At 63.7% G+C, this 19,986-nt stretch carries 16 protein-coding genes; 4 read left to right on the plus strand and 12 right to left on the minus strand.

Annotated elements, in window-relative coordinates:
• Positions 1-41 precede the first annotated feature (41 nt).
• Complete coding sequence (locus LNV07_RS22935) at positions 42-737, minus strand: lipid-binding SYLF domain-containing protein (protein WP_263573522.1); 696 nt, start codon at positions 735-737, stop codon at positions 42-44.
• An 89-nt stretch (positions 738-826) separates the two neighbouring features.
• Positions 827-2,086 carry a bactofilin family protein gene (locus tag LNV07_RS22940; protein WP_263573523.1) on the minus strand — a complete coding sequence of 420 codons (1,260 nt, stop codon included), beginning with the start codon at positions 2,084-2,086 and terminating at the stop codon, positions 827-829.
• Positions 2,087-2,303: 217 nt separating this feature from the next.
• Between LNV07_RS22940 and coaBC the strand changes: the two genes are divergently transcribed.
• The 3 genes from coaBC (at position 2,304) to torT (ending at position 5,408) form a co-directional block, all read left to right on the plus strand.
• Positions 2,304-3,533, plus strand: coding sequence for a bifunctional phosphopantothenoylcysteine decarboxylase/phosphopantothenate--cysteine ligase CoaBC (gene coaBC, locus LNV07_RS22945; RefSeq protein WP_263573524.1), 1,230 nt, complete (start codon positions 2,304-2,306; stop codon positions 3,531-3,533).
• Positions 3,530-3,982, plus strand: coding sequence for a dUTP diphosphatase (gene dut / locus LNV07_RS22950; RefSeq protein WP_263573525.1), 453 nt, complete (start codon positions 3,530-3,532; stop codon positions 3,980-3,982). The genes coaBC and dut overlap by 4 nt, the downstream gene beginning before the upstream one ends.
• Before the next feature lie 349 nt (positions 3,983-4,331).
• Complete coding sequence (torT, locus tag LNV07_RS22955; RefSeq protein WP_263573526.1) at positions 4,332-5,408, plus strand: TMAO reductase system periplasmic protein TorT; 1,077 nt, start codon at positions 4,332-4,334, stop codon at positions 5,406-5,408.
• A gap of 308 nt (positions 5,409-5,716) precedes the next feature.
• Here torT and LNV07_RS25595 read toward each other — a convergent pair whose 3' ends face one another.
• Entirely contained in the window at positions 5,717-5,899 is a 183-nt protein-coding gene (locus tag LNV07_RS25595) for a nickel-binding protein (RefSeq protein ID WP_397545595.1), read from the minus strand.
• 514 nt (positions 5,900-6,413) lie between these two features.
• Between LNV07_RS25595 and LNV07_RS22960 the strand changes: the two genes are divergently transcribed.
• Positions 6,414-8,045: a S8 family serine peptidase gene (locus tag LNV07_RS22960; protein WP_263573527.1), complete on the plus strand. Its 1,632-nt coding sequence runs from the start codon at positions 6,414-6,416 to the stop codon at positions 8,043-8,045.
• A gap of 88 nt (positions 8,046-8,133) precedes the next feature.
• Here LNV07_RS22960 and LNV07_RS22965 read toward each other — a convergent pair whose 3' ends face one another.
• The 9 genes from LNV07_RS22965 to LNV07_RS23005 form a co-directional block, all read right to left on the minus strand.
• Positions 8,134-10,380 carry a sensor domain-containing protein gene (locus tag LNV07_RS22965; RefSeq protein ID WP_263573528.1) on the minus strand — a complete coding sequence of 749 codons (2,247 nt, stop codon included), beginning with the start codon at positions 10,378-10,380 and terminating at the stop codon, positions 8,134-8,136.
• A gap of 18 nt (positions 10,381-10,398) precedes the next feature.
• On the minus strand, positions 10,399-10,917 hold the full coding sequence (locus LNV07_RS22970) for an FKBP-type peptidyl-prolyl cis-trans isomerase (protein ID WP_263573529.1): 519 nt from the start codon (positions 10,915-10,917) through the stop codon (positions 10,399-10,401).
• Positions 10,918-10,969: 52 nt separating this feature from the next.
• Positions 10,970-11,869 carry an alpha/beta fold hydrolase gene (locus LNV07_RS22975; protein ID WP_263573530.1) on the minus strand — a complete coding sequence of 300 codons (900 nt, stop codon included), beginning with the start codon at positions 11,867-11,869 and terminating at the stop codon, positions 10,970-10,972.
• Positions 11,866-12,522 (minus strand): TetR/AcrR family transcriptional regulator, encoded by a 657-nt coding sequence (locus tag LNV07_RS22980; protein ID WP_263573531.1) that lies wholly within the window; start codon positions 12,520-12,522, stop codon positions 11,866-11,868. Before LNV07_RS22980 ends, LNV07_RS22975 begins: the two co-directional genes overlap by 4 nt.
• Complete coding sequence (locus tag LNV07_RS22985; protein ID WP_263573532.1) at positions 12,519-13,850, minus strand: glycosyltransferase; 1,332 nt, start codon at positions 13,848-13,850, stop codon at positions 12,519-12,521. The genes LNV07_RS22980 and LNV07_RS22985 overlap by 4 nt, the downstream gene beginning before the upstream one ends.
• A gap of 92 nt (positions 13,851-13,942) precedes the next feature.
• Positions 13,943-15,301, minus strand: a complete 1,359-nt coding sequence (locus LNV07_RS22990; RefSeq protein WP_263573533.1) for a sensor histidine kinase — start codon at positions 15,299-15,301, stop codon at positions 13,943-13,945.
• Positions 15,298-16,683, minus strand: a complete 1,386-nt coding sequence (locus LNV07_RS22995) for a sigma-54-dependent transcriptional regulator (protein WP_263573534.1) — start codon at positions 16,681-16,683, stop codon at positions 15,298-15,300. Before LNV07_RS22995 ends, LNV07_RS22990 begins: the two co-directional genes overlap by 4 nt.
• A 64-nt stretch (positions 16,684-16,747) precedes the next feature.
• Positions 16,748-19,207, minus strand: a complete 2,460-nt coding sequence (locus LNV07_RS23000) for an ABC transporter permease (protein ID WP_263573535.1) — start codon at positions 19,205-19,207, stop codon at positions 16,748-16,750.
• Positions 19,207-19,974: an ABC transporter ATP-binding protein gene (locus LNV07_RS23005; RefSeq protein ID WP_263573536.1), complete on the minus strand. Its 768-nt coding sequence runs from the start codon at positions 19,972-19,974 to the stop codon at positions 19,207-19,209. Before LNV07_RS23005 ends, LNV07_RS23000 begins: the two co-directional genes overlap by 1 nt.
• Positions 19,975-19,986 lie beyond the last annotated feature (12 nt).

The following is a 19,986-nucleotide window of genomic DNA, read 5'->3' on the forward strand; positions in this document are numbered from 1 at the left end:
GTTGATGGCGTCGGCCACGCATGCGCAAAAAAGAGCGGGGACTACTTCGCCGCGTCCTGCAGTGCGGCCTGCAAGCCGTTCGCATCGGCATTGCTGGCGATGCGCTTGACCAGGATGTCGATCGGCGTTGCTGCTTGCTCGTAGTAGGCGGCGTTGATGGTCCGGCGCACATCGAGCACCGCGCCATCAACGGCGATGCCGGCAAACGCCCCTTTGGCCTTCGAATAGACAACAAAGTCGGCGTTCAGCGAGAGGTTCTTTCCCACTGCTTTGGAACCCAGAGCGGCAGTCACGTCGGCACCCAGCTTGACCTTGTTGGTATAGAGCGAGTCCAGCGCCTTTTGTGAATTTACCAGCATCACCATTTCGGCCGATGAGGCGCCGGCTTGCAAGCCTAGGCTGGCGGCTCCCATGGTGTAAAACGCCGGTCCCACCCATGCGCCGGTATTGCCATCGCGCGCCATTAAAACGCCATTGCCGCCGGCTCCGCCCAGAAAGAAGCCGGCCTTCAACACCTGCGGGAAGATCAATACCGCATGTGCCTTGGCCAGCTCGGACTTCATTGACGCGAAGTCTGGGTCATTGGCCAAGGCTTTGATCGTGGCCGCCGACTTGGCGACCAAGCTCTCGGCTTCGGCCTTGTCCGCTGCCTGAGCCGAGGGGCTGCCGATGAAGAAACCGACGGCAATTGCCGCAACGGCGAGCGGGAAAACATGTTTGCGAATGGCGATGTTCATGACCGACTACTCCTATAAAAAGTTGCGAGAAAAGAAAAGATTTCGCATATCTAGCCGAGCGTTGAATGACGGCATGCTTTCTTGCTGATTCAGCCGGTCGAATGCGCGATGTCGCTGTATTCGCGCTCTCTACCCGACTCTTGCTTGGGGGCTGGAGGTCCGCTTTGGCGGCTGCGATAGAGCTCAAGCACGCAGGCGCCGGCACCGAGCACGGTGATGATGAACAGCGCCAAGCCACCGACAAAAGGTAGATGGCTGACCAGCATCACCAGCAGCAGCGCCGCAGAAAACAAGGCAATCGACATCGCAAAGGCTTGCTCGGGTCTGTCACTCAGCGCTGGAAACAGCTGTTGCTTGGCGCGCCATGCCAGGAACAGCACACCGACCAAGTAACCCGTCAGCAAGACGACCGGGTAGAGCGCAAGCAGGGTCAGTCCCAGGGGAATGCCAAGAATGGTGATGCAGAGCAGCAGCGCCAATATCGGCAGGCCCACCAAGCTGCCAAACCCGATCGCCAATGCCAAGCCGGCCGAATCACCGACTGCCGCCGCGGCCCGCGAAGAGAAGCCGGGAAAGACCAGCAGCAAGACCGCTGCGCAGGCCAGCAAGGCCAGAAAGGCGAAGATATGAGCCATCCATGACGGGCCGCGCCAATCCATATGGCGCTCCCAGTTGTGTTCTCCGTTGCGCTCCCAATCCGCATCCCCGCTACGCTTGTCGAGACGGCGGTCGCGCCCATTGCGTTGCCCGTCTCCAGCCTGCTCCCGCGTCACCGCGCCGGCAATCGTGGCTCCGGCGGCGCGGCTCAATTCCTGCGGAGCCGAGTAGTCGAGTGAGCCCGCCAACTTGGCCAGCGGCCCCAGCTCGATTGTTTTGGCGTTCAAACTCGTATCGCCGTTAACCTCGGCGTTCAGGATGATTTCTTGTGCATTCACCCGCAGCGGGCCATCGATTCGGCCCTCAATCAACACCTTGCCGCCGTTTAACTTTGCGAGCTGCCGCACATGGGCCGCCTTCGTCAGCTGAATATTGCCGGCACTGACGTTCAACTCACCGCCGATGCTGGTTTCGATGCGGACATCGCCGGCCAGCAAGCGCACGTCGTCACCCACCGGCGCACGCACGTCGATCGAGCCGCCCATTGCCATCACATCACCCTTGATCTCCTGGTCAAGCACGATCCGGCCGCCGAGCGCAAGAAAGTCGCCCTCCACGGGGCTGCCTGGATGCACGCTGCTGCCGCTCATATAGACATTGCGGGAAGGCTCGGCAATGGTCTTGACTCTAGGCGCCGGAGCCGCCTCGGTATTCGCGCTAGCGGCCGCTGCGCGGGCAGTTTCGGCTGCCATAGCCGCTTCAAGGCCCAGTGGAATGAGCAAAGCCAATAAAGCAAATCGAACAACGCTGGGCATCGATAGACCATGCTTCATGAGGGGGACTCCATGCTTCAGGGCAGGAAGAAGGCTTCTTTCCCGACTGAACTCAATCTAGGCGAGACGGCACGGGCTCGATTGACCGACCGCAATGTGACTGATCTTTGTGGCATTGCCTGCTAGAGTGCCGGCCATGCCTGAAACACAAACTCAACCACTCGCCGGCAAGCATGTCTTGCTGGGTCTGTCCGGCGGCATCGCCTGCTACAAGACGGCCGAATTGACGCGCTTGCTCATCAAGGCCGGCGCCAGCGTGCAAGTCGTGATGAGCGAGGCCGCCGAACAGTTCATCACCGCGGTGACTATGCAGGCGCTGTCCAATCGGCCGGTGGCGAGCAGTCAATGGGATGCCCGCGAGCCCAACAATATGGCCCATATCAATCTGAGCCGCGAGGCCGATCTGATGCTGGTGGCGCCGGCCAGCGCGGACCTCATCGCCAAGCTTGTGCAGGGCCGGGCCGATGATTTGCTCAGCCTGACGGCGCTGGCGCGGCCCATCGAGCGCTGTCCCTTGGCGGTGGCGCCGGCGATGAACCGCGAGATGTGGGCGCATCCGGCGACGCAGCGCAATGTGGCTCAGCTTAGGCTCGACGGCGCCTTCGTGTTCGGACCCGGCAGCGGCGAGCAGGCCTGCGGCGAGGTGGGCGATGGCCGCATGCTGGAGGCGGCCGAGTTGCTGGACGAGGTGATCGCTTTCTTCCAGCCCAAATTATTGGCCGGTCGGCGTGTCTTGATCACCGCCGGCCCGACCTTCGAGCCTATCGACCCGGTCCGCGGGATAACGAATCACTCCAGCGGCAAGATGGGTTTTGCGCTCGCTCGCGCGGCGCGGGACGCCGGCGCGGCGGTCACGCTGGTGGCCGGCCCGGTGCATCTGGCCACGCCGCGCGGCGTCAAGCGCATTGATGTGCAAAGCGCGCAGCAGATGTTTGACGAGGTGCTGCCCTTGGCGGCGCAGCATGAGATTTTTGTCGCCACCGCGGCGGTCGCCGATTGGCGGCCCGCCAGCGCGCAGCCACACAAGATCAAGAAGGACGGCAGTGGGGCCCCGCCGAGCTTGGCGATGACCGAGAACCCGGACATTCTTGCCGCCGTGGCCAAGCTGGCCGACAAGCCTTTTTGCGTCGGCTTTGCGGCCGAAAGCGAGGATCTGCTCAAACATGGCCGTGCCAAGTTGGTGCGCAAGGGCGTGCCGCTGATCGTCGGCAATATCGGCCCGGCCACCTTTGGCCTTGACCACAATGCGCTGCTGCTGATCGATGCTGGAGGCGAGCGCGAAATCCCTCATAACGACAAACTCAGTTTGGCGCGCGAACTGGTTCGCGAGATCGCCGAGCGATTCGAAAAGAAGAAGCAAAGATGACCACCGTTGATTTGAAAGTGCTCGATGCCCGGATGGCCGAGCAACTCCCCGCCTATGCGACGCCGGGCAGTGCCGGCCTTGATTTACGCGCCTGCCTGGACGCGGCCATCACGCTGGAGCCCGGCCAAACCATGCTGATCCCGACCGGCCTGGCCATTCATATTGGCGACCCCGGCCTGGCCGCCATCATCCTGCCGCGCTCGGGCCTGGGCCATAAGCACGGCATCGTGCTGGGCAATCTGGTCGGCCTGATCGACTCCGATTACCAAGGCCAGTTGATGGTCAGTTGCTGGAACCGGGGCCAGACGGCTTTTGTGATTGCGCCGATGGAACGCATCGCGCAGCTGGTGTTGGTGCCGGTGGTGCAGGCGGCGTTCCGCATCGTTGACGATTTTGCCGACGCCTCGCATCGGGGTGAAGCCGGTTTCGGCTCAACCGGCAAGGTTTGAGCACCCGCAGTTTTTTGCGGAATCAAGCTGAGTTTTGGGTGATGGCAATGTTCCTGGAGCGGGTATTCACCTTGCCTCGACGTATTCACGTTCCTAGCCATCAGTCGGCGCTCGTGAACGGCTGGTTTCGGGTAGGCTGATTGTCTGCTTTACACGCCAGAAGTGATTTAATCGTTTATGGAGTCATCCAAGCGAAGTCGTGCGATATTCAAGCTCATCCTTTTGAGAACGACCACGTGGACCTGGATTGCGAGGGGCAATGACTAGACCTGCAGTCCTGGCTTCCCTGCGGTGGCAACACCTGCCGGTCTGCGTGGGCCTCGTGTTCGCGGCACTCGCGGATTTAGGTATGGCGGCTACGGCCCCCAGCAGGGTTCACATGCCGGTGCCGGTGCAGGTTTTGGCGACTAGCGACACGCAGATTCTGGTTGAAGGCAAGCTGCAAGACTATCGTTTGCTGACAAGCGCAAGGACCGCTTGGCGTATCTGTGCCTTGCTGCCAAGTGCGCGAGACAACTACTGGTGGGGAGTCTCTTGGGCGCTATCGGAACAAGCCCGGCTGTTGGGTGTTGAGCTGGGCATCTACTTCGCGAATAGCTATGCCGATCTCGATCAGCAGCGCCAGCAATGGCGCAACTGTGAGGCCCTGGGCAGCCAGGCCTTCATCGTTGCTGCGGTCAATGCCGAAGGGCTGAACGAGGAGATCAAGCGGGCCAATAAGCAGGCTCAGCCGGTGGTCGAGATGATCAACTCACTGAGCGCTTCGACTACGGCCAATGCCACGGTGAATTTCGCCAACCTAGCTGATCTATTGGTTTCCAGCATGACTACCGCTAAGCAGGGGCATGAAGGTCTGCCGGTAGTAGCCTGGTTTCCCGGGCCGGCAGACGCCGCCAATGTCAACGATGCCGAAGCGCGGCTGCGAGAGCTGTTGGCCGGCCGTTTCAGCCTGAGATTTGGCGGCTATGGCCCTCCGGACGCACGGATGCAGGCCACCCTTGTGCGCGACTACATCGAGCGCTTTGGCGTGCCGGATTTCATCATTGGAAATGCGGCAGCAGCGGCCTTTGCCGTCCGCTTGTTCGAGCGTCGGCAAGGGCCGAGGCCGACCATTCTGGCGCTCGGCGTCTCGCACGAAGTGCTGCATTACATACGCGACGGTAGCATCGCCGCAGCGGCCACGGACCAGCCGCTGCGCCATGCGAGGCTGGCTCTCGATCTGGCTGTGCGAGCTCTGGAAAAAAGCGTCTTTGCGCGCAGCCTGGAGTCACCGGCCATGCTGCTGACCCGCAAGACCTTGGAGCAGGCGCCCATACCGGACTTGCTGGCGCCTCCGGGTCAGTGGAAAGTGCAACAGCCGCTCAGGGCCTTGAAGCCTCGCCCCGCTGAGGGCCCCGTCGAGCGCAGCGCCGATCCCCAGCCTTAAAGAGCAGCGGGCGCGGCGGTCTGGCATCGAGCGCCCAGGCGCAGTCCTTCAAGCCGCCGTCGGTACCAAGGGCTTGAGCGGCACACATTTCGAGAACAAGGCTCTGCGCTGAAGAGTGCGGGATGCAAGCCCACCAGTTCCTGTCTACCGAAGAATCATTGGCTTTTGCCGAGTCTGTGTGGCTGGTGCGGGCCGCTGTGGCCGGCCAGTGCGTGCGGCAACCGCAGATTGGCCCGTTTGCGGGAATTCTGCCGATCGCCGATTGACCGCCCGAGGGCTGTCGGCGCTCCAACGGGGCGGACCGACGGTCAGCTGTTCGCCGTCGGCGGGTCAATAATTTGCGAGACTGCAGTGATCTTCGCCACCGGTATCCCGCTGAGTTCCGCGTGCTGGTGGATAGTTGCCTCGCTGTCTGCGAGGTAGATGCAGCAGGTGCGGTCGCCTGCGACATAGCTGTGCAACCACTGGATCGCCGTGCCGATCTTCGCGATAGCCTAGTTCGACGCCCGCGCGGCGCCACACAGTTCGATGATCGACATGCCGCCGACTCCCGGAATGTCACGCTCAATCAAGATGCGCTTTAGCTGAGTCATCAGTATTCTCCTAAGTGGTTGAAACGCAATGGATCATCGGCAGCAAGGCATTGCGCCGTAAGCTAAAAGGTAAAAATGGGGCCGGGTGCGTTTAGTGGCCTTGGGTCAGATGTCTGTCCTCCCTCTTTCCTTACATGCGCACCTGAAAATTTTGGGTAGCGGAAGTTAGCTCCGGGCAGGTTCTGTTGAAAAAGGCCATCACGCTCGCGGCTGCAGTACGGCAAAAACCGACCGCTCAGATGCCTCGAAAAGCAGCATGACGCCCTGCGAGCGGTAACGGGCCAAGCCGTTCAGATCGACTCGGCCTGGGGGAACTACTCCCCTTGAATGAGGGGATGGGATTGCGCCTATAGAGCGGCTATTGATCGCTGGCTACAGTCGGATCTCCAATAGTCTTTCCAGGAGACAAGTCATGAACATGAACAAGCATTCCCTTCTTCACAGCGCGCTAGCACTCGCGGTGATGGCCCTGTCGGCGTCGGCTTCCGCGGCCCCTGCCGCGGCGAAGACAAGCGTCGCCGAAGGCTCGCAAGCGGTGATCGTGGCCTACAAGGCCGGCATGGCTGCTGCGGTGCGCCGCGAAGTCGAGAACGCGGGAGGCAAGATCGTGCGCGAACTCGGCCGGGCCAGCGCCTTCGCCGTGCGTATGCCGGCGGCTCGCCTGGCTGAGCTGCAGGCCAGCACGAATGTCGATTTCGTCGAAGCGGATGCAGAGCGCCACTTGCTTGGGGTTCAAACCCGCACCATGGATGCGACGGCCCAGCCGCTTGCGGCCGCCGTCGATACGGGAAGCTTGCCGGGTGAAGTGCTGCCTTATGGCATCCCGATGGTGCAGGCCAATAAGGTTCATGACGCCTACACCGGCAACCGCAAGCTCTGCATTGTCGATTCGGGCTTCGACCGAACTCACCCAGATCTGGCCGGCAACAACGCCAATGTGACGGGTATCAACCTGACCGAGCCTGTGTCCGGCACATGGGACTCCGACGAGAATTCGCATGGCAGCCATGTCGCGGGCACGATCGCCGCGATTGGCGGCAATGGCGGCGGCGTGGTCGGCGTCAATCCGGGCGGCCACCTCAAGCTGCACATTGCCAAGGTCTTTGATGCGACCGGATCGGCCACGTCGTCGACGGTGATGGAGGCCGTTTCACGCTGCGCCGATGCAGGCGCCAACATCATCAGCATGTCCCTCGGCGGCGGCGACCCCACACAGGCCGAGCGCCGGGTGTTCCGCAGCTTGCTGAACGAGGGTGTGCTGACCATTGCCGCCGCCGGCAATGCGGGCGACACCACCACGTCTTACCCGGCCGGTTACGAAGAGGTGATGTCCGTCGCGGCGCTTGACGCGAACATGGTGCGGGCCGGCTTCTCGCAGGTCAATAACGACGTCGAAATCGCCGCGCCGGGGGTTGCGACGCTGTCGACGATTCCGCCCAATATCGAGTCGATGGGCCAACTGTCTGTGGCCGGCACGCCTTATGCCGCGGCGGGGATGACCGGCTCACCGAGGCTCACCGCGACGGCGGCGCTCTACAACTTCGGTGTCGGCACAGCCGATGACGCTGGTGCCGCAGGCAAGGTCTGTCTGATCGAGCGCGGCGTCGTCAGCTTTGCAGAAAAAGTCCTGCGTTGCCAGAACAGTGGTGGCGTGGCCGCCGTCGTCTACAACAGCCTTGGGCGCGGCATGCTGTTCGGCACTTTGGGTGGTGCAGCGACGAGCATTCCGTCGATCGGCACCAGCTCCGCCATCGGTGCCACGCTGAAGGGGATGCTCGGCCAAAGCGCCACAGTGGGCGTGGTACCTGATCCGGCGCTCTATGCCTACTTCAACGGCACCTCGATGGCCACACCCCATGTGTCCGGCGTTGCGGCGCTGGTGTGGAGCCATTTCCCCAAGTGCAGCGCCAAGCAGATCCGCCAAGTGCTGAATGCCAGCGCGATGGAGCTTGGCCGTCCTGGCAAAGATCCTGAGTTCGGTTTTGGCCTGGTCCAGGCCAAGGCCGCCTACGATCGCCTCGCCGCGACCGGCTGCGGGAACTGAGTCTGTTGCGGGCCAGATCGCTCTGGCCCGCAGCTTGCCATGGTCTGACTACCCCTCGCTTTGAACCTGCTGGCGCGAGGACCGGGAGTCAAATGCTCTGCATGAATTGTTTCGTCGGCTCGTCCCGCTCCAGCACAAAACGGCTGAAGCCTTCGGCCGGCATCGGTTTGGCGAAGAAGTAACCCTGTACCTCATTGCACCCCTGTTCACGCAGAAAATCCAATTGCCCCTGTGACTCCACACCCTCGGCAATCGTCTGCAGCCCTAGGCTCTTGGCCATGCTGATGATGGCGCTGACGATGGCCCGGTCCTCCGGGTCATCGCTGAGGTCGCGCACGAATTGCTGGTCGATCTTGAGCTTGTAGACGCGGAACTTTTTCAAATAACTGAGCGACGAGTAGCCGGTGCCGAAGTCATCGATCGACATCCGGATGCCGCGGTCATGCAGATCGTTCATCACCGCGATGGCGCCATGCGGGTCATTCATCGCAACGCCTTCGGTCAACTCCAGTTCGAGCAGTGCCGGCGCCAATTGGCTTTCCTCCAGAATCCGGCTGACCAGGGCCGGCAGATCCGCATGGCGGAACTGCACCGAGGACAGATTGACCGCCATGGTGATTTCGCCCATGCCGCCAATACCGTCAAGCATCCAGGCCTTGAGTTGCCGGCAAGCCGTGCGCATCACCCATTCGCCAATCTGCAAAATCAAGCCGCTGGCTTCGGCGACTGGAATGAACTCGGCCGGGCTGACACAGCCCAAGTCGGGGTGCCACCAACGCAGCAGAGCCTCGGCGCCGATCACGCGGCCACTGCTCATGCAAATCTGCGGTTGGTAGTGCAGCGTCAGTTGATCGCGCTCCAGCGCCCGCCGCAAGGCGTTCTCCAGCAGCAAGGTGCGATCCGACTCGGCCTGCATCTCGGCGGTGAAAAAACGGTAGGTGTTGCGCCCATCCTGCTTGGCCCGGTACATGGCAATGTCGGCGCATCGACACAGCGCGTCGAAGTCCAGGCCATCAAACGGGTACAGCGCTACGCCCACCGATGGTGTCACCGTGATCTCGTGTTGCTCGATTTGAAACGACTGCGCGGCCAACTCCATTACCTTGTTGGCGACATGCGCGGCACCGTCGGCATTGGTGCCGGGAAGTACCAGGATGAACTCGTCGCCGCCCAGGCGCGAGACCGTGTCTTGCTCCCTCACGGCTGATTTGAGCCGACGCGCGAGCTCCTTGAGTAACTCGTCACCAAAGCGGTGGCCGAGCGAATCATTGACGTTCTTGAAATGATCCAGATCGAGGAAGAGCAGGGCCAAGGTGTCGCCATTGCGCTTGGCGATGTCGATTGCCTGGTTGCTGCGGTCATTCAGCAATACCCGGTTGGGCAGGCCGGTCAGCGCGTCAAAGTGGGCGAGTTGTTGAATTCGCGCCTCTGAAGCCTGCTGCTCCTTCACTTTTTGTTCAAGTGCCTGCACCGAGGTCTTGAGCTGCTGGGTGCGCTGCTCGACCATTTGTTCAAGCTGCTGCTTGGCCTGCACCAGCGCGGCTTCGGCGTTCTTGCGCGCGCTGATGTCCATCGTGATCCAGATCGAGCCAAGCGCCAGATTGTTCTGATCAATCGCCTTGGAGCGCACCTCGCAAAAAATCGGCGAGCCATCCTTCTTGCGCAGCAAGAGCTCACCCTGGAAGGCCTTGCCGGCCTTGAACGGCGCATAACATTGCAGCCCGGCGGACTCCCAGGCCTCATCGCTCAAATACCATTGGCGCGAGCTGCTGCCGTCCAGTTCGCCCGGTGCGTAGCCCAGCAGTTCCTCGAAACTGCGGTTGCACTGCGTCACTTGACGCTCGCGCAGGAACACGATGCCGACCATCGCATGGTCAAGGATCAAACGTTGGCCCGAGGTCACGGACAATAATTCGGCCTCGGCAATTTTTTGCTCGCTGATGTCGTCAACGATCCAGATTGAGCCTTCGGCCGCATTTGCCGGGTTGATCAAGCGCCCGGTCAGGCTGCACCAGAACAACTCGCCATCGCGACGCTTCATCAGCCGCTCGGTTTTGAACCGCTGACCGCTGGCCAGCACCGGGTAGGCCTCGGCGCCCAATTGCTTGAACGCTGGCTCGTCCGGATAAAGCTCGATGCTGCTGAAACCCTGCATGGCCAAGGCACTGGCCTGGCCGAAGATTTCGGCGTAACGCTGGTTACATCTAAAAATGCGCCGCTGCTTGACAAAAACAATGCCAACACCGGCGGTTTCAAGAATAACCTCGCGCTCGCGCAGCGCCTGCTCAAGCTGCTGATAGACGCTCGAGACCGAGAAGGTTTTCGGCTCAGTCATGCGGTCTTCAAGCGGCGGTCAATGCAACTGCGCGTCAGGCGGCGCTCCATGGCCCACCTGAAACACCGCCTCGCCGAGGCTGCCGGCTTCGATCTCTTCCTCGCTGGCCTCGCGCACGTCGAGTACCTTCAAATGCATGCGCAGGCCCACGCCGGCCAGCGGGTGGTTGCCGTCCAGCACCACATGCTCGGGGTAGACATCGGTGACGGTGTAGATGGCCTGCGGCATGCCTTCGGTGACGGCACCCTCGGGCAGACCTTCGATCTGCATGCCGGCTTCGACGCCGTCGGGGAACAATTCGCGCGCTTCGAAGCAGACCAGGGCGGAGTCATAGTCGCCAAATGCGTGCTCGGGTTCCAGCGCAATGCTGGCCTCAAAGCCCGCTTCCTGGCCGGCCAGTTCTTCTTCGACCTTGGCGAACAAGTCGTCACCGCCGTAGAAGAACTCCAGCGGATCCTCCAACTCGTCAATCAATTGACCTTGGGCGTCTTCGAGTCTCCAGCGCAGGGAGACGATGCAGGGGGCGGAAATTTTCATGGCGATATTGTTTCACAGGGTCGCGCTCTGCATCGCCTGGGCTGTCCATCGCTCAGCTCGAGAGCTCTCGCAGGAACTCACGGCAATGGGCGGCGACCAAGTCGGGGGCCTCAACCATGGGCACATGGCCGAGCTCGGCAAAGACATGCTTGCGGCTGCCCGGGATGGCCGCAGCCAGCAAGTCAGCGTCGGCGACATGCAGCACCCGGTCCAGCCCGCCCCACAGAATCAGCGTCGGGGCGCGGATGCCGGCGAGGCCGGCGCGCTGATCCTGATCGCGGGCCAGGTCCGCCAGGATTCGGCGTTCGATGCTGCGGCGCTGGCGTTTCTGGTCCAGCAATATTTGCATGATGAAACGGGGCAGCCAGGGCTTTTTGGCCATGCCCCAGTCCAGCATGGCGCGGTAGTCGGCCAGGCTGTCGACCTCGATCATCGGATGCTTGTGGCCTCGCTCGACATGGGCACGCAGCTCGCTGGGGCGGCTCTCGGCGCCGGCGGCGTCGATCAGGATCAGCGATTGGACCCATTGCGGCCGCTGCTGTGCCAGGCGCAGCGCCAGCGCGCCGCCCATCGAGTTGCCCACCAGATGCAAGCGGCTGACGCCCAGGGTGCCCAGCCATTCGATCAAGCGCTCGGCCTGCGCGGCAATGCCCAGATCCATGTCCGCCATGTCCGCTATGTCCAGTGACGAAACACTCTCGCCATGGCCCGGCAGATCGGGCACCAACAAGCGCCGCTGCGGGCCCAAGGCGCGGGCAAAGCGCAGCCAACTGCTGTGGTCCGCGCAAGCACCATGCAGCAAGAGCAGCACTTCGCGCCGCTTGCCGGACTCCGCCGCCGCGCCGCTGTCCAGATAGGCCAGGGAGCCGAACGACAGCTGGCGACGCTGCACTGCCAGGCCCGCGCGTTTGCGCTCGCTGGCCATCGCCCGCCGAAACAACCAGGCCTTCATGGCGCTTGCTCCTCGCGCCCTTGCGCGGCCGCCGAGGCCAAGGCCTGCGCAAACATCTGGCCATTGAAGTCGGCCAGGCGATCCAGAAAGGCTTCGTCCATGGGTCGCTCCATCTGCGCCTCGAAGTTTTCTTTCAAGAGCATGGGCATCATGGCCAGGCTGGTGAAGGCCAGGCGCAGCAGGTCCGGGTCAAGCCCGGCTTGCAGCTGACCGCTTTGCTGCATTTCGTCCAGCCGCCGCGCCCCGCGCTTTTGCCCGCGCTCCAGCAGTTGCTGCACGAAGCGCCGGCCTGGCCCCTGGCTGAGCGCCACCACCTTGAACATCAGCTTGGGCAACTCCGGCGTGGCCGACATGGTGCGGTAGTAGGTGCGCAGGTAGTCGATATAGCCCTGGCGGGTGGTCAAGGCGTCGCTGTCGAGTGCGTCGAGTATCGGGGTCAGCGCGGCCCGAATCATCTCTTCGTACAGCCCCTCCTTGTTGCCGAAGTAGTAACGGATCATTGCGGTATTGACCTGCGCCGCCTCGGCAATGCGGCGGGTGCTGACCTGGTGGTATTCGTCGGACAGGAAGAACTGCTTGGCCGCCAGCAGCAGGCGTTCGGGCACGCTGAGCGTGTTGTTGGCGCTGTCGGAGTTTTTTCCGGAGTCGCTCATTTGCATGCAAAGGTTGCGGTGGAAGCGGCAGATTGTTCTGGCTGGATGCTCAAGAGGCGCTGTTCGACTTGGCGGCACAGCGCGCCGGCATCCGGGCGGCGGTCGAAGCGCGCCGCCACTTGCGCGCAGCATATTGGCACCGTGGCAGAGCCGGCCAGCGCAGCAAGAGCGCGCAGCAGCTTGCCCGCCGTCAGGCGATTGGCCGGTATGCCCCGGCCGACGCCCAGCGCGGCCACACGGGCGGCATTGTCGAATTGGTCCCAGGCGAAGGGGGTCAGCAATTGTGGCGTGCCGCAGCGCAGCGCCTCGGCCGTGGTGCCAATGCCGCCATGATGGATCAGCGCGCGAGCGCGCGGCAACAAGGTGGCCAGCGGCACATAGGCTTGCCACAGCACCGATTCGGGCAGATGCGCCGGAATTTGCGCCCGCTCCTTGCTCAAAAAGATGGCGCGCGCGCCCAGTTTTTGGGTGGCCGACAGCGCGCAGGCGAAGAATTTTTCGGCATGCAGATTGCCGGTGCCGGGCGTGAATACCAGCGGCCGCTCACCGGCATCAAGCCAGGCCGATAGCTCGTCACCGAGCTTGTCTGCCGGGCCGGCCTCGAAGAGCTGGAAATCCCCTTCGATCAGCGCTTGCGGCCAATCCGGCTGCCGCGGCGCAAACCAGGACGGAAACAGCGTCAGCGACAAATCGGGCGCTGCGGCGATATGGCCCAGAAAGGAGCGCACCGGCGCCAGCCCCAGCGGCTGGCGGAGCCCATTGACCTGCGCGAGCGCCACCGGGTCAATCCAGCCCTTCTCCACATAGCGCCAAAGTGCGCGGCGCCAAGCCATCGGCACCCAAGTCGGCACCGAGGTCGGGCCTATGGTCAGGGGGTCAAAGCAAGTCTTCAGATTGGACGGCGCGAGATAGGCCGCCACGACCGAATCGACGAGACCTAGCTCGCGGGCCATGGCCGCGCCCGGCACCATAAAGGGATGGCTGATCACGAGCTTGGGCGTTTGCTGAGGCAGTGAGCGGAGCAGTTCCAACAACTGCGCCAGCCCCTCGCGGTAGCCGCTGGCCAAGAGCGCGCCGAAGGACTTTTTGGCATCCCAGATATCGGGGTTGCTCAGCATGCGCAGGTATTCATCGTCCGAGCCCAGGCCCATGCAGGGAATGCCGGCCTGGCGCAGCAGCGGGGTGTGGAAGCTGTGCGTGATGAAAGTGACCTGTCGCCCAAGCGCTTGCAAGCCTTTGGCCAGACTCATCATCGGGTGAATGTCGCCGGTCGTGCCGACCGTGATGATCAGGTAGTGGGGCGCTTCGGAATGGGGCAAATTTTTCATGCCCAAGAGCTTAGTACGCGCTGCCCCGCATGCCCAGCAAAGTTGCCACTCAAAATCGCTGTTTTGGATAAACAAGGGGGCCGGTTTCGGCTTCAGTGTTCGCCCAGGCCGATGGCACTGAAACGCAAGATCGCGGCGCAGCCTTGGCCCGCTCCATCCCGGCGCGGCTCCAGGCTCAAACTGCCTTGATGGGCCTCGGCAATCTGCCTGGAAAGCACCAGGCCGATGCCGGCCCCCTCGGCTTTGGTGGTGTAGAAGGGCACAAAAAGATTGGCCGGATTGGCGATGCCCGGGCCGCAGTCCAGCACCGTCAGTTGCAAGGGCTGGGCCTGGCAGCGCAGCTCCAGCGGCGCACCGCCCGCTTCGACGCCGTTCTTGAGCAGATTGATCAAGAGCTGTTCGATCTGCACCGGGTCGCCGAAGAAGGGCAGTTTGAAGTCGCTCGGCATCGCCTGATGCGAGTCGCCCGAGAGCGTCAGGCTGAGCGCGGCCTCGGGCAGCATGGCCGGCAAACGCCGCAACAAGGCGGCCAGATCGAACAGCTGCTTTTGCGGCTCGGGCAGGCGTGCGAGCCTGGCGTAACGGCGCACGAACTCGGCCAGATGTTTCGCGCGCTCGTGGATGATGGCCAGGCCTTCTTCCAGGTCGGCCGTGCCGCCTCTGGCCAGATTGCTGTGCAGCGTGGCACTGAGGCTGGAGATCGGCAGCAGCGAGTTATTGACCTCATGGCTCAAGACCCGCAGCAGGCGCCGCCAAGCTTGCAGCTCCTCGCTGCGCAGCACCTGCTTGAGGTCGGTGACGAAGAGCAGGGTTTGCTCGCGGCCATCGACCGAATAGGGCAGGCGGCGCAGGCGCCACAGGCCGGCCGCGCCGGCAAACACATGCTCGCTCAGGACGGCGGTGTCGGCCGTCAGCAGCGCCGCCAGGCCTAGCTCAGCGGCGCTGCGTCCCAGCACCTGTTGACTGTCGTGCAGCAGCGCCAAGGCGGCCGGGTTGGCCAGGCGCAAATAGGCCTGCTCATCAAAAGCAAAGATCGCCACATCGATACTTTGCAAGACGCTCTCGACCAGATTGTGTGCCTCTTCGGCGCGCAGGCGTTGGCGATGCAGCGTGTCGACCAGGGCATTGATCTGCTCGCCTAACTGATCATTTGCACTGGCTCGGCGCAGGCGTTGGCTGTAGTCGCCCGAGGCGATGCCCTCGACCACATTGCCTATGGTTTGTTGCTGGAACTCGGCCCGCCTCGCCAGGCCCCAAGCGGCCCCCAACCAAGCGCCGCTGCACAGCAGCCACAGCAGGATCTTGGGGTAGATCAGCCAGCTTTGCTGCCAGATAAAGAAGCTCGCCAGGCCCCAGGCCGGCGCGCCGCCGGCCAGCGCCCAGAGCCACTGCTGCTTGGCAAAGCCGGCTTGCGTGGGCGCTATGGAAGGCGATACGGCGGGGGACTTCACAAGCGGTACTTTTCGAGCCGGCGATAAAAGGCCGAGCGGCTCAGGCCCAGCGCTTGCGCGGCCTGTGGCGCATTGCCGCCGGCACGCTTGAGCGCCGTGCGTATCAAGATCACCTCGGCCTCCTCCAGCGTCAACTCGCCCGCATCGAAGGCCGCCGTGGCAAGCGGTGTTGTGCCGCCGTTCAAACCCAGATCGGCGGGTTCCAGCAGCTCTTGTTGCGCCAGCAGGCTGACGCGTTCCATGCAATGCGCCAGTTCGCGCACATTGCCCGGCCATCGGTGCTGCAGCAGCGCTGCGCGGGCGGCAGGGCTGAGCGTCTTGGTCGGGCGCTGGTAACGCTGCGCATGGCTGGCCAGGTAATGCTCGGCCAGGCTCACGATGTCGGCGCCGCGCTCGCGCAGCGGCGGCAGATGCAGCTGCACGCTGTTCAGCCGGTAAAGCAGGTCGCGCCTGAAACTGCCAAGCTCGACCATCTGCGCCAGATCGGCATTGCTGGCAGCGATCAAGCGCACATCGGCCCGGCGCGCCTTGGCCGAGCCGAGTCGCTCGAACTGCCCGCCCTCCAACACCTGCAAGAGCTTGGCCTGCTGATTCAAAGGGATGTTGCCGACCTCGTCGAGGAAGAGGGTGCCGCCGTCGGCCAACTCGAAGCGGCCGATGCGGGTCTGGCGGGCGTCGGTGAAGGCGCCTTTCTCGTGGCCGAACATCTCGCTCTCGAACAAGGTGTCGGGGATGGCGCCCATATTGACGCTGATGAAGGGTGCTCGGGCGCGCGCTGAGGCGCGGTGGATGGCCTGCGCGAGCTGGCTTTTGCCGCTGCCGTTTTCGCCGGTGATCAGCAGCGTGACGTCGGCATCCTTGAGCCGTTCCACCTGCGCCATCAAGGCCTGCATCGCCGGCGAAGCTGCGATCCAGGGCCGCGAGTTTTGGCCCTCGGCGCTCAGCAATTGATTCCTGGCCGCCAGCCGCTGATTGACCTGGCGCGTTTGCCGCAGCGCCAATAGATTGCGCAAGATGCTGGCCAGGCGCTGGTTGTCCCAGGGTTTTTCGATGAAATCGCTGGCGCCGCCCCGCATCGCCTCGACCGCCAGCGCCACCGAGCCCCAGGCGGTCATGGCGACGATGGGGAGTTGCGGGTCGGCGGCGCTGGCTTGATTGATCAGGCTCAGGCCTTCCGCGCCTGAGGTGGTGTCGCGGCTGTAATTCATGTCGGCCAACAAGACGCCAAACTCGCGCCGCGCCAACGCCGCCAAGGCCTCGGCCGGCGAAGCCGCCAGTTCGCAGTCCAGCCCCTCGCTGTTGAGAAAAATCCTCAAGGTGCTGCGCACGGCGGCATCGTCATCGGCCACCAGGATGGGCAGGGCAGGGAGCTGAGCGGTCATGGGGAAGGGCTGATGGTCGGGCGGGCTTGCGGCGCATTCTCGCCCAGGCCCGCGCCTCCCGGCTTTACTCGCAATGCAAGGCCATATTCGGCGGCATCGCGATCGCGCGCCGCGCCGGCAGCCAGGTCGCCAGCATGACCACCGCGCTGATCACGAGCCCGACGCCCAGCATGCCGAGCAGCAAGGTGGGCCCGACCTCATCCATCTGCGTGACGGCCAGCCAGCCCAAGAGCAGGCCCAGCGGCATGCCGAGCGCCAGCGCCCAGAGCCCCTGGCGCAGCAATAGCCGCAAGACCTGCGCGTCGCTGGCGCCGACCGCGCGGCGCACCCCGATCTCCTGCGTGCGCTGCGCCACCGCCCGGCTGGTCACGCCGTAGATGCCGCTAACGCCTAAGGCCAGCGTCATCAAGCCCAGGATCAAGCACAGCGCCGCCATCACCTCGGAGCCGCCGTAGGCAATCTTTTGCCGCTCCTCGGCGCTGTAGACATGCTCCAGCGCCAGCGCGGGGTCTGCGCGGGCGATGGCCTTGGCCAGCAGCTCGCGGTTGGCCGCCGTATCGGCCCAGCCGACCATGGCGATGCCCAGTTGATCGGGGACCGACTGGTTGATCGGCAGATAGATGTTGTGGCTGCGCATGCCTTTGTCATTGCCCGTGCCTTGCACCAGCTGGCCGCTGACGCCGACCACGGTGTACCAGTCGCGCTGCGTTTGGCCCTTCTTTGGGCTCAATGCAAAGCGCTTGCCCAAGACGGCTTGCGGATCCAGACCCGGCCAATATTGCTCGGCGAAGTTGCGGTTGATGACGGCCACATGCAGACTGTCCGCGCGGTCATGGCTGCCGAATTCACGCCCGGCCAGCAAGGGCACCTCAAGCGCCTTGAAGAAGCCGGCATTGACGCTATAGGTGCCGGCTTCCGGATACCTGTCGTCTTGTATGGCCATGCCTTCGGGCAAGACTTCTTCGGTCGACGTCATGCCGCCACCGGGCAGGCTGGTGCTCAAAGCCAGCGCGACGCCGGAGTCGCCGGCCGTGCTGTCGCGCAAGCTGGCTTCCACCCGGGCCCAGAGTTGGGCACGGGCCTGCTCGTCTTTGCTGTAGGCGGCCTGGCGTGGCCGCAGCATGGCCGTCAACACGCCCTCGGTGCGTGCGCCGGTGCCGGCGTTCAGGCGCTGATGGACCGAATAGGTCTGCGCGGCCGAGACCAGCAGCAGCAGGCTCGACAACATGATTTGCAAGAACACCAACACGCGGCTGAAACGCCCGGCCGCAAGACCGCCGGCACCGCGGCCATCGCGCAGCACTGCCGCAGTGTCAACAGCCGAGGCGCGCCAGGCCGGCAGCAAGCCGGTGGCCAGCGCGGTGACAAAGGTCAGGCCCAGACCAAAGGCGGCCGCCGCGCCGCTCATCTGGATGCGAATCCAGAAGGGCATGCGCCCGTCCGAGGTCTCGAAGACCGCTTGCTGTGTCGCCTCCAGGGCCCAGGCGCTGAAGAACAGGCCGATCAGCGCGGCGGCCAGGCTCAGGATCAAGGACTCGGCGAGCATTTGCTGAATCAGGCGGCCGCGCGGCGCGCCCAGCGCGGCCCGCACCGCCAACTCTTGGCGCCGCTCATTGGCACGCGCAAGCAGCAAGTTAGCGGTATTGATGCAGACTAGGCTCAGCAGCAGCACCGCCGCGCCGGCCAGGCCGAGGTAGATCGCATCGGTGTCCGGCATGCTCCACTTGGCATAGGGCAGCGCCACGGCGCCGACCTTGGCATTGCTTTTGGGGAAGCTGGTGGCCAAACGCTGGGCCGTCAGATCCAGCTCCTGCTGAGCCTGGGAGCGGCTCGCACCGGCCTTGAGTCGCCCCAGCACCATCACATGTTTGGCTGTGCCCATCTCCATAGCCTGCGCGCGGACCATGCCGGCGCCGGGCATATTGAAGGGCAGCCAGAGCTGTTGCGTGAGCGGGAAGCGCAGCGCGGCCGGCACGACGCCGACGATTTCGGTGCTGATGCCATTGATGCTGATATGGCTGCCGATGACCTGCTTGCTGCCGGCCAAAAAGTTCTGCCAGATATCCGCACCGATGACGACCACCGGCGGCGCGCCGGGCAGCTCGTCGCTGGCTTGCAAAAGGCGCCCGGCCTCGGGCTTGGCCGCATCGCCCAGCCAGGGCCAGATGGCCGCCGGCACATAGGCGGCCTGGAAATTCTGCGGGTATTGCTGCGTGCCGCCGAGCGTGACGGTGGCGGTGTCCAGCACCTGCAGGCCTTCCAGGCTGGGGGTGGCGCGGGCGTATTCAAGAAAATCGAGATAGTGAACGCTCTTGCCCTGCGTGCGCTCATCGTGACTGGTGGCTTCAACGGCGACCAGCCTTTCGGGCGCGGGGAAGGGGATGTTGCCGGCGGTGAAGCTGAAGTAGATGGCCGCGCTATAGATGGCAAAACCGAGGCCGCAACTCAGCGTCAACAGGGTCAGTAGCGCAAAGCCGGGCGCGCGGCGCAAAGAGTTCAGGGTCTGGCTCAGGTCGTCCCACATCACAGCTGCTCCGCAGTTTGGCGTGCGGCCAGGGGCTGCGCAGGCGTTGGCATCGGCGTCAGGGTCGGCCCCAAGGTCGGCATATCGGCCACCACCCGGCCATCAAACAGCGAGATCGTGCGCTGCGCGGCCGCCGCGTAACGCGGGTCATGCGTGACCATGCACAGCGTGGCGCCGCCGGCATGCACATCGGCAAGCAACTGCATCACCAGGTCGGCGTTGCGCGAATCGAGATTGCCGGTCGGCTCGTCCGCCAGGATCAGGCTGGGTTTGCCGACCAAGGCCCGGGCGATGGCCACGCGCTGCTGCTGGCCGCCGGACAGCTGGGCCGGGTAATGGCGGGCGCGGTGGCCCATGTCGACCTGCGCCAGCACCTCGGCCACGCGCGCGCGGCGCTCGGCGCGGCTCATCTCGCTGCGGTAGCTCAGGGGGAGTGCGACGTTATCTTCCACCGTCAGGTCGCTGATCAGATTGAAGGCCTGAAAGACAAAGCCGATCTGGCGGTTGCGCAGCAACGCACGGGCGCGATTGTCCAGCGCTTCTACGGACTGCCCGGCCAAGGCATAGCTACCGGCGCTGGGGCTGTCGAGCAGGCCCAGGATGGCCAACAGGCTGGACTTGCCGCAGCCGGACGGGCCGCTGACGGCGAGGAACTCGCCACTGTGGATTTGCAGATCAACGCCGTCCAGCGCGCGGGTCTCCAACTCATCGGTGAGAAAACTTTTTTGGATGCCTTGCAGCTTGATCAGAGGGAGGGAGGAATTCATATAGGGGTCTCC

Source organism: Roseateles oligotrophus (assembly GCF_025717515.1).
GTDB lineage: Bacteria > Pseudomonadota > Gammaproteobacteria > Burkholderiales > Burkholderiaceae_C > Paucibacter_A > Paucibacter_A oligotrophus.